Below are 11,761 nucleotides of genomic sequence, written 5' to 3'. Positions count from 1 at the left end.
CCCCTCTCCCAAAGGGCGAGGGGAGGTTCGAGAGTCGCTAGCGCGACTTTCACGGTAATAAAAAAACGGCCCGGAAGCTTTCGCTGCCGAGCCGTTTTGCCAATAAACCGGCTTGATGTGTTGCTTTTAGTGACCTGAGGAACTGCTGGAACCCAGACCGGTTTCCGAGCGTACCTTCTGCGCCGGGTAGAGCGAGCGTTCAAGCTGAGCCTGCGCACTGTTGTCCATCTTCGAAACCAGATAGATGGTCAGGAAAGCAGCGCTCATCGAGAACAGGCCGGGCGAAGAGTAGGGGAACAATGCGCTACCCTTAGGATTCTTCAGCACAGCTTCCCACACCGAAGCGGAAGCGATGGTCAGGCCAACCGAACTGACCAGACCAACAATACCTCCGGTAACCGCACCCTTGGTGGTGCAATCCTTCCACAGCACGGACATGAAGAGGATCGGGAAATTGGCCGAACAGGCGATGGCGAAGGCCAGCATCACCATGTAGGCGACGTTTTCCTTCTCGAAGGCGATACCGAGAATCACCGCAACAATGCCGAGGCAAATGGTGGTGATCTTCGAAACACGCAGTTCGTGAGCCGAATCAGCCTGACCCTTCATGATTACCGTGGCGTACAAGTCATGTGAGACGGCTGAAGCACCGGACAGCGTCAGACCGGCCACCACCGCCAGAATCGTGGCGAAAGCCACCGCGGAGATGAAGCCGAGGAAGACGTTGCCGCCGACCGCATTGGACAGGTGGATAGCGGCCATGTTGCCGCCGCCCTTCAGGCCCTTGGCCAGGTCACCATCGACGTAGTAAGCGGTCGGATCCTGCGTCAGCAGGACGATAGCGCCAAAACCGATGATGAAGGTCAGGATGTAGAAGTAACCGATCCAGGTCGTTGCCCAGCCCACCGACTTGCGAGCTTCCTTGGCGCTAGGTACGGTGAAGAAACGCATCAGGATGTGCGGCAGACCGGCGGTACCGAACATCAGCGTCATGCCGACCGAGATGGCGGAGATCGGATCCTTGATCAGCGCGCCCGGTCCCATGATGGCATCGTGCTTGGTATGGATTTCAACGGCCTTGGCAAACAGTGCCTCGGGGTTGAAGCTGAATTGCCAGAGCACGGCCAGGGCCATGAAGGTCGCACCGGTGAGCAGCATGCAGGCCTTGATGATCTGCACCCAGGTGGTTGCCGTCATGCCGCCGAACAACACGTAGCACATCATCAGCACGCCGACGATCATCACCGCGTATTGATACTCGAGGCCGAACAGCACCTTGATCAGCTGACCGGCGCCGACCATCTGCGCGATCATGTAGAAGGCCACGACGACCAGCGTGCCACAGGCTGCGAAGATGCGGGTGGGCTTCTGCGCGAAACGATAGGACGCGACGTCGGCAAAGGTGAACTTGCCTAGATTGCGCAAACGCTCGGCCATCAGGAAGGTGAGCACCGGCCAGCCGACCAGCCAGCCGATCGAGAAGATCAGGCCGTCAAAGCCGTTGGCAAAGACCAGGCCGGAAATACCGAGGAAGGAAGCCGCCGACATGTAGTCGCCAGCGATCGCCAGTCCGTTCTGGAAACCGGTAATGCCGCCACCGGCAGTGTAGAAGTCAGCCGCCGTTTTGGTTCTGCTGGCCGCCCACTTGGTAATGAACAGGGTGATCGCCACGAAAGCACCGAACATGCCGATGGCCACCCAGTTGGTGGCCTGCTTGGATGTTTGCCCGAGATCAGCGCCTGCGGCCATGGCCGCGCCGGCGACCAGCAAGCCGAGCAAAAGCACCGAACTGTTGCGTACAAGTTTATTCATCATTTCTGGTTCGCCTCCTTGATGATCTCGGCGTTAAGCGAATCAAACACCGTATTGGCATGACGAACGTAGATGTTGGTGAGAATGATGGTGATCAGGATCACCCCAACGCCCATCGGGATACCAATCGAGGTCACCATGCCGGCGCCAATCTTGGTGGATAACCACTCCTTGTTGAAGGCGATCAACAGGATATAGCCGTAATAAAAAAACATGGCCAGAATCGTCATCTTGATGCTGTATGAACTGCGCATGCTGACCAGCTTGTGATACTTGGGGTTCGCTTCGACCCGCGCGACTATGTCGTCAACCATTTTTGTCTCCTCCAGAAAGAGTTATTTCGAGCCAATATTACCAACTACGAAAAACACAATAAGCTGGAATGCTTACTCCGCACTTACAACAACATGGGTGATAAATTGATTTTGCCTCGTCTTCAGTTCAGCAATGACTCATCAATAATTGGCGGCAGCCATGTTTTTCTCCACCGTAGAGTCAAGAAAAAAGGCTGTTGCGGGTTAACGCGACAGCCTTTTGAAAATGCTGATTCAGCGGGAAATATTTTCCCCTGTCCGCCAGACTAGCCTCCCGCCATCAAGGCACGCACACAGGGCGACGGCCGAACGATCCCGACCTTGTGCTGGTCCATTGCAACCCGGCATAGCTCAAGGCCCGCGCGGTCGATCTCGGTCACCTCCGACAGATCTATCTCGTCGACGCCCATATTGGTCAGGCTGTGCATGAAATCGGTACGCAAGCCATCGTTCAGGCCACCGGCAATACGCATCACCTTGCGCCCCTGCAGTTCATTTATACTCAATACCGAGGCCTTGCCCGAAGCCAGTGCATTTTCGATCGCATCCTGAATCAGCCATTCACTGATCGGCCCGGCCTGAAAACGAGCGCCATACCGGTCACCGATCTTGCTCACCACAACGCCAGGCATGTCAATGAGAGGCGAATCGAAGACGACAAACTCGCAACCGAACGCTTCGCCCACTTTGAGCGGAAGCTTGGTGCGCAGCATCAATCCGGCGAGGGAAAGGTTTTCCAGTTCGCCCGCTCCGGCGAACCCGAATTGCCCGATACGAACGCGTGGCAGGCCATTGAAGCGAATCCGCTGATGACGACGTTGCTCTTTCATGATTCCCCTGACTGGTTCTTGATCATTTTTTATCCTGAACATATTACATCCAACGCAAATCCATGGCGCATCTATCCAGACTCTTTCTGCAACATCGCGACAAGTTCCTGCTGACAACCCTTCTGTTTTTTCTGGCGTCACCGCTCGCGGTTTTGAGCGCCGAATTGCCGCCTGCAGTCGCCAATGCGCTGAAAGAAGGAGGAATTCCGCTGAGCAGCGTCGCGGTCGTAGTGCACGGCGTTGATGCCGACCAGGCCCTCATCTGGCACAACGCCCAGCAGGCGATGAACCCGGCGTCGGCGATGAAGCTGGTCACCACCTACGCCGCGCTCGAACTGCTCGGCCCGGCCTACACCTGGAAGACCGAGGCGCTGACCGACCTGGCACCCCTCAATGGCCAGACAATCGGCAACCTCTACCTGCGCGGCAGCGGCGACCCGCGGTTGGCGCTTGAACAGTTCTGGCTGTTGCTGCGTCAGTTGCGCGCACGCGGCGTAAAGGATATCGGCGGCGACCTGATACTTGATCGCAGTGCGTTTGCCCTGCCGAACCACGACGCTGCGGAGTTTGACAATGAGCCGCTGCGCCCTTACAACGCCGGTCCTGATGCCCTGCTGGTCAACCTCAAGAGCTTGCGCCTGACCCTGACCGCGGGCGCCGAGAAGAAGGTTGTCAAGGTGATCGCCGAAACGCCGAGCGATGATTTGCGCCTCGACAACCGCCTGAAACTTACCGATGACGCCTGCGGCGATTGGCGCGAGCGGATCAAGGTCAAGGTCAATGGCGAAAGCATCGATAGCATTGAACTCACCGGCAGCTTCTCGGCCAACTGCGGCGACAAGGCGCTGAACCTCTCGCCCTGGCCAGCCAACGTGCAGGTCGAACGGCTGTTCCGCGCGCTCTGGCGCGAACTTGGCGGCACCCTGCGCGGCAAGGTGCGCGATGGTCTGACACCAACAACCGCGCGCCCGCTGGCCGTCCAGGAATCGCCGGCACTCGGCGAGGTGGTGCGCGATATCAACAAATACAGCAACAACGTAATGGCCCGCCAGGTGTTCTTGACCCTCGCTGCCGAACGCCCGGCCACCCCGGAAGGCGCGCGCCGACGCATCAAAGCCTGGCTGGCCGACAAGGAATTGAAGCTGCCAGGGCTGGTGCTCGACAATGGGTCGGGGCTATCGCGCGGCGAACATATCTCGGCCGACGGCCTGAGCCAGTTGCTGCTCGCCGCGTGGAAGAGCCCGGTGATGCCGGAGTTGATGTCTTCGCTGCCGCTCGCCGGCGTCGATGGCACCTTGAAGAAGCGTCTCGGCGACAGCGCCGCGAGCGGTCGCGCGCATTTGAAAACCGGCTATCTTGAAGGCGTGCGGGCCATCGCCGGCTATGTGCTGGATAGCAGCGGCAAGCGCTGGGTGGTTGTTTTCCTGATTAATGACCAGAAGTCCAGGCAAGGCAAGCCGGCGATGGACGCGCTGCTGCGCTGGGTGGCGGAGCGCTGATCTCAGAGGCTGTGAAGAAATGCCTGAACCCCTATGGCCCGAGGCCAGGCTACGCGCCCGCAGAGGCGCAGAGCCGCAGAGGTTTCGCAGAGAAACCCTTTAATGACATGAGGTTTCCTTTGCGTTTTCTCTGCGGCTCTGCGCCTCTGCGGTGGATTCTTGATATTTTCACAGGCTCGCAGTCACCGCCCTGCAACACCCGTCAATAGGCGATCTCGGAATGGCATGGCTGGAGAGCCGCGTAAACATTGGCTTCCCCGGATATAAAGCTGAAGACGCCCGTTCTACGTACCCTGCAGGCCAACGCCACGCATCACAGCCCCAGATCCTGCCACATCGCTTCGACGCGCTGCTTGACCGCCGCGTCCATGACAATCGGCGTTCCCCACTCGCGGCTGGTTTCGCCGGGCCACTTGTTGGTCGCGTCCAGCCCCATCTTGCTGCCGAGGCCGGCTACCGGGCTGGCAAAATCGAGGTAGTCGATCGGCGTGTTCTCGGCGATCAGCGTATCGCGTGCGGCATCGACGCGCGTCGTCATGGCCCAGATGACTTCCTTCCAGTCGCGGACATTCACGTCGTCATCGACGACGATGATGAACTTGGTGTACATGAACTGGCGCAGGAATGACCAGATGCCGAACATCACGCGTTTGGCGTGGCCGGGATACTGCTTCCTGATGCTGACTGTTGCCAGACGATACGAGCAGCCTTCCGGCGGCAGGTAGAAGTCGACGATCTCTGGAAACTGTTTCTGCAGCAGCGGCACGAAAACCTCGTTCAGCGCCACGCCGAGCATCGCCGGTTCGTCGGGCGGCTTGCCGGTATAGGTGCTGTGGTAGATCGGATTCTTGCGAATGGTGATGCGCTCGATGGTGAATACCGGGAAATTCGACTGCTCGTTGTAGTAGCCGGTGTGGTCGCCATAGGGGCCTTCGAGCGCCGTTTCCGTCGGATCGATATAACCCTCCAGCACGATCTCGGCCGAGGCCGGAACCTGCAAATCGGCTTTGCGCTGCAACTCGCCGAGGCATTTGACGACCTCGGTCTTGCCGCCGCGCAGCAGGCCGGCGAACTGGTATTCTGAGAGATTGTCCGGCACCGGCGTCACTGCCGCGAGAATGGTCGCCGGATCGCAGCCGATCACCGTCGCCACCGGAAACGGCTGGCCGGGATTCTTCAGGCAGTGATCGCGGAAATCGAGCGCCCCGCCGCGATGCGCCAGCCAGCGCATGATCACCTTGTTCTGAGCAATTACCTGTTGCCGATAGATGCCGAGATTCTGCCGCGTCTTGTTCGGCCCGCGCGACACCGTCAGCCCCCAGGTAATCAGCGGCGCTACGTCGCCCGGCCAGCAATGCTGGATCGGCAGACGCGAAAGATCGACGTCTTGTCCTTCCCAAACCACCTCCTGACACGGCGCCGACGACACCACTTTGGGTGCCATGTTGAGCACCTGTTTGAGGATCGGCAGCTTGTCCCAGGCATCCTTCAAACCCTTTGGCGGCTCCGGCTCCTTGAGGTAGGCGAGCAGCTTGCCGACCTCGCGCAGCGCCTCGACCGACTCCTGCCCCATGCCCAAGGCCACGCGACGCGGCGTGCCAAAAAGGTTGGCCAGCACCGGGATGGAAGTCCTGCCCAAGGCGCCCTTCGGCTTTTCAAAGAGAATCGCCGGACCGCCCGCACGCAGCACGCGATCACAGATTTCGGTCATCTCGAAGCGCGTATCGACCTCGACGCCAATGCGCTTGAGTTCGCCGATGCTTTCCAGTTGTGCGATGAAATCGCGCAGATCGTGATATTTCATCGCAAAACTCCTTGAGAAATCATGAAATCCAGCACAATGCCGGCAAAGATGCTGGCGCCGATCCAGTTGTTGTGCAGAAATGCCTTGAAGCAGCGTGCCGGCTCGCGCTGCCGGATCAGCGTGAAGTGATAACCGGCGATCCCGGCGGCAACCACCAGCCCGGCGTAAAACACCGAGCCCATATGCAGTTGATAGCCAACCCAGGCGATCAGCCCGAGCGTTATCGCATAGCACAGCATCACGGCGACCAGATCGAAGCGACCGAAGGTGATAGCCGAGGTCTTGATGCCGATCTTCAGGTCGTCCTCCCGGTCAACCATCGCGTATTCGGTATCGTAGGCCATCGCCCAGAAGACGTTGGCCAGCAGCAGCCACCACGCCACCAGCGGGATGCTGTCGAGATGGGCGACGTAAGCCATCGGAATGCCAAAGCCGAATGCCACGCCCAGATAGGCCTGCGGAATGGCGAAAAAACGCTTGGTAAACGGATAGCTGGCAGCCAGAAACAGCGCCACCACCGACAGGCCGACCATGTACCAGCTGCGGAACGGCAGAATCAGGCAGAAAGCGCAGAGCACCAGCCCCAGGAACAGGATCAGCGCTTCCTTTGGCGAGACCTTGCCGGAAGCCAGCGGGCGCTCCCTGGTGCGCGCCACATGCGGATCAAAGTTGCGGTCGGCCAGATCGTTGATCACGCAACCGGCCGAGCGCATCAGTACCGTGCCCAGCACGAAAATCCAGACCACTATCCAGTCCGGCCGCCCAAGCGAGGAAAACCACAGCGCCCAGAGTGTTGGCCAAAGCAGGAGCAGAATGCCGATCGGCTTGTCGAGCCGCATCAAGCGCTCGTACAGATCGAGCTTTTCGCGTATTTGTTGAAAGGTTGCCAATATGCGCCACAGTAATCGGATTCGAGAAGGCGACAGTATGGCAACACTAGTGGAAAGAGGCGAGCACCCATGGGAAGTTGGAACATGGCAAGCCTTGCTGAAGAAACCACGCAATGGGTTGGTTGGCTGCCATTTCGACAAGAGCGTTCCGGCATAACGCCCTGCAGAGCTCATGAACAGGCACTCTACAGACCACACATCTGAAGAATGGCGTATTCATTTGAGGTCAGCCATGCATAATTGCAGAACGTCTATTGGCGAGCCTTACAGAGCATTAACCGGTGCTTCGATTCGCCATCCCGGGCTTGACCAGGAATCCGTACGAATTCAACACCACGACCGCCAGCCATGATGTTCAACAACCAAAAGCAACGAAAAGCGGGCGACGGGGCATGGTTGCAAAGATAGCAAATGCAATTAATGCGGCCCTGGCCCCTTCGAATCCCAACAAGGAGCCCAAATATATTACTGAGTTCGAGACTCTTCTCCCGCTCCAAAAATAAAAAAGGAAGTGCAATTTGCACTTCCCTTTTTCCTTTTCTAATCCTGTGTCGCGATGGTCTGTATAATCGCCAGCGACAGCCCGGATGGTGAAATAGGTAGACACAAGAGACTTAAAATTTCTCGACCGGAAGGTCGTACCGGTTCGATTCCGGTTCCGGGCATCAACAGATAGTATTCAAACGCACGTTTAACCTTCGATTGCTTGCGAAATAAGGGGTTTCGCAGGTTGTCAAAAAGTAGAAACAGGTTCAATCTGCGTAATCTTTACTCCGTTTCACTCAGAAATTACTCACAAATTACTCATGGCGTCGATTACCAAGACCGCGAAGGGCTACCGTGCACAAATATCCGTCAAAGGGCGGCGCGATTCTGCCAGTTTCAGGACCAAGCGCGAGGCTGCGTCCTGGGCGTCAGAACTTGAAATCAAATTGCACAGCGGCGAGCATGATCCACAGAAGCCAGTTACTCACACACTTGGGGAGGCGCTGAGTAAATATGGGGAGGAAGTCTCGCCTACTAAAAAAGGAGAAGCATTTGAATTAAAGCGAATGACCGCATGGGAAAAGGATGAGAATTTCCCTTCTAATATGAACATCGCTGAAATTGAGCCTGAGCATATATCGAAATGGCGAGACATTCGATTAAAAACAGTTTCATCCGGGGCTGTTCTGCGTGACTTTACTTTACTTGGGCCAATATTTGAAACGGCTCGCCGGGAATGGCGCTGGATTAAAACAAATCCAATCCGTGATGTGCGCAAGCCTCGCCAGCCAGATCACCGGAATACAACAATCACACGCTCGCAAATACGAAAGATGCTTGAATCGCTTGGCTACCATCCGGGGAAAGAATGCAGGACAGTATCGCAGTCGGTGGCTGGAGCATTCTTGCTGGCCTTGCGCACCGGCATGCGGGCGAAAGAGATATGCAATCTAACGCATGACAGGATAAGAGCGGACTACTGCATTCTGCTTGATACGAAGACAACGCCGCGTGATGTTCCGCTAACGTCGAAGGCGGTACGAATAATAAAAAACATGGGGGATTGGGATGACTTGCATGTGTTCGGCCTGAAGGCGCAAACGCTTGATGCGATGTTTCGCAAGTACCGAGACAGGGCAGGCATGCACGGAATGTTCACATTCCACGATAGCCGGCACACGGCGGCTACGTGGTTGGCGAGGAAGGTAGATAACCTGACCCTGTGCAAGATATTCGGCTGGAAATCAACCAGTATGGCCCTGATTTATTACAATCCAACGGCATCAGATATTACGAAGATGATCGAGCCGACAAAGCCCGATCAATCTCGATAACGGGTATCTGTCCGCAAGCGTTAAGCCTGAGCGTTCCTGATCGTATCAATGAGCGCACCTTTGCCAGTCCGCACCCAAGCATTTCAGTGGCTTGTTGCTGGGTAACGTGAGGAGGCCGTGGGTGACTCTCTGCGTAGTGCCTGACTGCGGCTACTGCTACCGCGTGTAGTTCAGCGTTCATTCCCCATCTCCATTTATCGCGCTACCCACAAGCGATAGCGTTGCTTTCAACTCGATCATTTCAATCAGCATGTCGCCGTAGATGCGAAGGTGCTGCCCGTTACGCTCCCGTAGCATGTCGTTCTCGGCTTCGAGGCGAGCCATGCGCTGCTGTTCTTTGGCGGTCATTCCGTCACACTCCCGAGCAAATACGGCCTCAACACCATCAAGATTGCAGGCGGCGGCATGTTGTATCCCTGTTCTCTTCCAGATACACCTTCGTACCAGTCCTCAAACTCTGTTCCTTCGATCATGGCTTGTGCGTAGCACCGTCTGGCTTCGCCGTCGGCGTTCGATTCGCCGCCCATCGCCCATTCCAGCAGCGACCTCCAAGCGTCGGCTTGCGCCTGATACGACACAGACTCACAGTTAGCTGTATCCATTTCTTCTGCCAGGAAAACAGGGACAGGCTTTACAGGATCGTTTTTGATCCCCCAAGCTTCGGGAGTTGGGTGGCACGCGGTTCCCCAATTAACAAGTTTACTTTTTCGCGCCTGTTTCAGACCGGAAACCCCGTATGGGTGCAAATATCCTATGGGTTTCATTCCGTCACCTCGATATATTCCCTGCCACTCGCTGCGAATTCCTCGTCCGCCTCGACACCGAAGAAGGCAAAGTTTGACGGTGCAATCGCTGCGGATATAACGGAACCGTCTCGGTGCTGTGCTGGCGCGTAAAGTTGCAGTCGGCGAACTTCATGCGCCAATACCGATACCGCAGCGCGTGACTTCATCCGGGCGATCGCCTCGGGCTGTGAATTGCTATCTGCCCATTGCAGGGCTTCGTTGACATTCATTTCGTGCATCCTTTGCATCCGGTATCAGTATCTCGCCGATCATATTTGCAGTCTTTGCTCATGGTGTCCGTGATGAACTTGCACACCATTACAAAGCTACCGTGAAGCAAGTAGCGACGATCAGGCGCTGCGTAACTGTCTTTGCGCTTGGTGTTGTGGCATCCGTTGAGCTTCATTTATCTTTCCTATATTTACTGCAATACCAGCACCACACGCCCTTGCTCGGGCTGCACAGTGCAATGTTTCCGCACCATTGGCACGTTACTGGTACTGAGACTGCTACTGGCTTGTAGCTCATGGAATCGCCGTCACGTTCAATGACTTCTGCGATTCGATCATCGATGGTCATGGCGCTATCTCCGCTTGCATGGCCGCGTCAATAGATGCATCAAACTCAGTCCCCGCGTAGTTCGCTATCGAAGCGATTTCTTCCGTCGACATGCTTGTGCAGAGGCGCAGCCACCGATACCTGGCTGCGTCCATCCTGTCCTTCTCGCGGCCTTTACAGCATTCGCCGTCATGGCCGATGCTGCCAATGACTTTCACCAGTTCTGTGCTTGTCGGAAATACTTCGTCGCCAAGCAAGTGCGCATCGCTTCCGTCGAACAGTTCGTCGGTGGTCATGGCGTCACTTTCAATGCTTCAACCAGTCGCTTGTAAGCAATCTGCGTGTTGTGCCTGCCCTTCTGTGCGATCAGGTTCTCAGCCGCAATTACGACAACCCGTAGCGCGTCGATTTCTTCCTGCATCCTCTGCCGAATCATGTCGCTGGTTATTACTCCAACGTGATTCGGGTGTGTCTTGCACCGTTCATTCCATGTGGGGATCATGGCGTCATCCGCCGTATATCATCGGCACAGTAGAATTCGTCTCGGTCGCCGTTTGGTTTTCCTGAGGAAACCCGGTTACGCTCCCCGCGTTCTTCGCACATCTTTGCGGCTCGTTCGATGGTCACCGCCTCGATATGTCTGGCGAAATCAATCCGCGCCCGTTTCACATAGCCCGGCTTCATGTCTATGCTGTGAGTCCGATACACCGATCCGGCAATCTCAAGTATTTCGTCGCAGGTCATGGCGTCACCTTTGCTGCTTCGAGCACCATTGCGTACAACTCCTGTGCGGTCCCGTAAATATCATGCTCATTGCGGATGACTGCACACATCTCAGGAGTCGGATCAATCGGAACCAACACGAAACCTCCCGGAATCTCTGGTTTTGTAATCTCATCACATTCAAAACCACAAGCAGCAAGAACTTCGATTGCTCGTTTAATATCAATTTTCATGGCTTCTCCTTCGCGGCTTCGATAAACATTGCATACAAGTCTTCTGGAGAACAATACATCTGCTGCATTTTCACCATTGCCTCACATTTTTTTAAGGCGTCCTTTGCCGGATTAATCGGCACAAGAACGTAGCCTTCTGGAGCGCGATCCTGCTTTACAATCATCGTTGTAGGGATAACATCAAGTCCAGAAATCATCTTCTCTGCTTCGCCGCCTTCAGCAAAAAACTCCTTCATCGCGGCTTCGCCACGATCATGAATCCTAGTCCCGCCAATCAATATTGACGCCTCTCTGTCTAGTTCAAAGAATGCGTCTAATGAAGCTGAGTAGTGAGCAAGAAACTCCCTGTCCTCCCTAATCACGTTGTCAGTTTCAGGGAATCCCTCACCACACATCTGCACGTAGAGTCGTTTGATCTGGCTCTTGCATACGGGTGGCGCGGGGTGTGGGTAGAGTTCCTGCACAGGGTCGTTGTCCTTCGGCTTGCTGAAGC

At 56.1% G+C, this 11,761-nt stretch carries 15 protein-coding genes and 1 tRNA gene; 3 read left to right on the top strand and 13 right to left on the bottom strand.

Features of this window, described 5'->3' with window-relative positions; all coding sequences use genetic code 11:
• Positions 1 to 126: 126 nt before the first annotated feature.
• From ACOYNV_RS21890 to ACOYNV_RS21880, 3 genes are all read right to left on the bottom strand, one after another.
• Positions 127 to 1,815: a cation acetate symporter gene (locus ACOYNV_RS21890; protein ID WP_422901934.1), complete on the bottom strand. Its 1,689-nt coding sequence runs from the start codon at positions 1,813 to 1,815 to the stop codon at positions 127 to 129.
• Complete coding sequence (locus ACOYNV_RS21885) at positions 1,812 to 2,126, bottom strand: DUF485 domain-containing protein (RefSeq protein ID WP_422901933.1); 315 nt, start codon at positions 2,124 to 2,126, stop codon at positions 1,812 to 1,814. The genes ACOYNV_RS21890 and ACOYNV_RS21885 overlap by 4 nt, the downstream gene beginning before the upstream one ends.
• A gap of 266 nt (positions 2,127 to 2,392) precedes the next feature.
• On the bottom strand, positions 2,393 to 2,956 hold the full coding sequence (locus ACOYNV_RS21880; RefSeq protein ID WP_422901932.1) for a PilZ domain-containing protein: 564 nt from the start codon (positions 2,954 to 2,956) through the stop codon (positions 2,393 to 2,395).
• A gap of 62 nt (positions 2,957 to 3,018) precedes the next feature.
• On the opposite strand from ACOYNV_RS21880, the gene dacB reads away from it, so the two are divergent.
• Positions 3,019 to 4,455, top strand: coding sequence for a D-alanyl-D-alanine carboxypeptidase/D-alanyl-D-alanine endopeptidase (gene dacB / locus ACOYNV_RS21875; protein ID WP_422901931.1), 1,437 nt, complete (start codon positions 3,019 to 3,021; stop codon positions 4,453 to 4,455).
• A 313-nt stretch (positions 4,456 to 4,768) separates the two neighbouring features.
• On the opposite strand, the gene ubiD is transcribed toward dacB, so the two are convergent.
• Together ubiD and ubiA are read right to left on the bottom strand one after the other, a co-directional pair.
• Complete coding sequence (gene ubiD / locus ACOYNV_RS21870; protein WP_422901930.1) at positions 4,769 to 6,259, bottom strand: 4-hydroxy-3-polyprenylbenzoate decarboxylase; 1,491 nt, start codon at positions 6,257 to 6,259, stop codon at positions 4,769 to 4,771.
• A complete protein-coding gene (gene ubiA, locus ACOYNV_RS21865; protein WP_422901929.1) occupies positions 6,256 to 7,149 on the bottom strand; it encodes a 4-hydroxybenzoate octaprenyltransferase in 894 nt (297 codons plus the stop codon). Before ubiA ends, ubiD begins: the two co-directional genes overlap by 4 nt.
• A 581-nt stretch (positions 7,150 to 7,730) precedes the next feature.
• Between ubiA and ACOYNV_RS21860 the strand changes: the two genes are divergently transcribed.
• Positions 7,731 to 7,814: transfer RNA gene (locus ACOYNV_RS21860), tRNA-Leu, on the top strand.
• A gap of 141 nt (positions 7,815 to 7,955) precedes the next feature.
• Positions 7,956 to 8,969: a tyrosine-type recombinase/integrase gene (locus ACOYNV_RS21855; protein WP_422901928.1), complete on the top strand. Its 1,014-nt coding sequence runs from the start codon at positions 7,956 to 7,958 to the stop codon at positions 8,967 to 8,969.
• A gap of 177 nt (positions 8,970 to 9,146) precedes the next feature.
• On the opposite strand, the gene ACOYNV_RS21850 is transcribed toward ACOYNV_RS21855, so the two are convergent.
• From ACOYNV_RS21850 to ACOYNV_RS21815, 8 genes are all read right to left on the bottom strand, one after another.
• Positions 9,147 to 9,317: a hypothetical protein gene (locus ACOYNV_RS21850; protein ID WP_422901927.1), complete on the bottom strand. Its 171-nt coding sequence runs from the start codon at positions 9,315 to 9,317 to the stop codon at positions 9,147 to 9,149.
• Entirely contained in the window at positions 9,314 to 9,733 is a 420-nt protein-coding gene (locus tag ACOYNV_RS21845; protein WP_422901926.1) for a hypothetical protein, read from the bottom strand. The genes ACOYNV_RS21850 and ACOYNV_RS21845 overlap by 4 nt, the downstream gene beginning before the upstream one ends.
• On the bottom strand, positions 9,730 to 9,984 hold the full coding sequence (locus tag ACOYNV_RS21840) for a hypothetical protein (RefSeq protein ID WP_422901925.1): 255 nt from the start codon (positions 9,982 to 9,984) through the stop codon (positions 9,730 to 9,732). The genes ACOYNV_RS21845 and ACOYNV_RS21840 overlap by 4 nt, the downstream gene beginning before the upstream one ends.
• 345 nt (positions 9,985 to 10,329) lie before the next feature.
• A complete protein-coding gene (locus ACOYNV_RS21835; RefSeq protein WP_422901924.1) occupies positions 10,330 to 10,608 on the bottom strand; it encodes a hypothetical protein in 279 nt (92 codons plus the stop codon).
• On the bottom strand, positions 10,605 to 10,814 hold the full coding sequence (locus ACOYNV_RS21830) for a hypothetical protein (protein WP_422901923.1): 210 nt from the start codon (positions 10,812 to 10,814) through the stop codon (positions 10,605 to 10,607). The genes ACOYNV_RS21835 and ACOYNV_RS21830 overlap by 4 nt, the downstream gene beginning before the upstream one ends.
• On the bottom strand, positions 10,811 to 11,056 hold the full coding sequence (locus ACOYNV_RS21825) for a hypothetical protein (protein WP_422901922.1): 246 nt from the start codon (positions 11,054 to 11,056) through the stop codon (positions 10,811 to 10,813). The genes ACOYNV_RS21830 and ACOYNV_RS21825 overlap by 4 nt, the downstream gene beginning before the upstream one ends.
• Complete coding sequence (locus ACOYNV_RS21820) at positions 11,053 to 11,268, bottom strand: hypothetical protein (RefSeq protein ID WP_422901921.1); 216 nt, start codon at positions 11,266 to 11,268, stop codon at positions 11,053 to 11,055. The genes ACOYNV_RS21825 and ACOYNV_RS21820 overlap by 4 nt, the downstream gene beginning before the upstream one ends.
• Positions 11,265 to 11,761, bottom strand: a 497-nt coding sequence (locus ACOYNV_RS21815; RefSeq protein ID WP_422901920.1) for a hypothetical protein, incomplete at its 5' end; no start/stop codon positions are given. The genes ACOYNV_RS21815 and ACOYNV_RS21820, both read right to left, overlap by 4 nt.

This window comes from Propionivibrio sp., assembly GCF_049316945.1.
GTDB lineage: Bacteria > Pseudomonadota > Gammaproteobacteria > Burkholderiales > Rhodocyclaceae > Propionivibrio.
The sequence above is the reverse complement of the archived record's forward strand: the minus strand, read 5'-3'. Positions and strand labels throughout refer to the sequence as shown.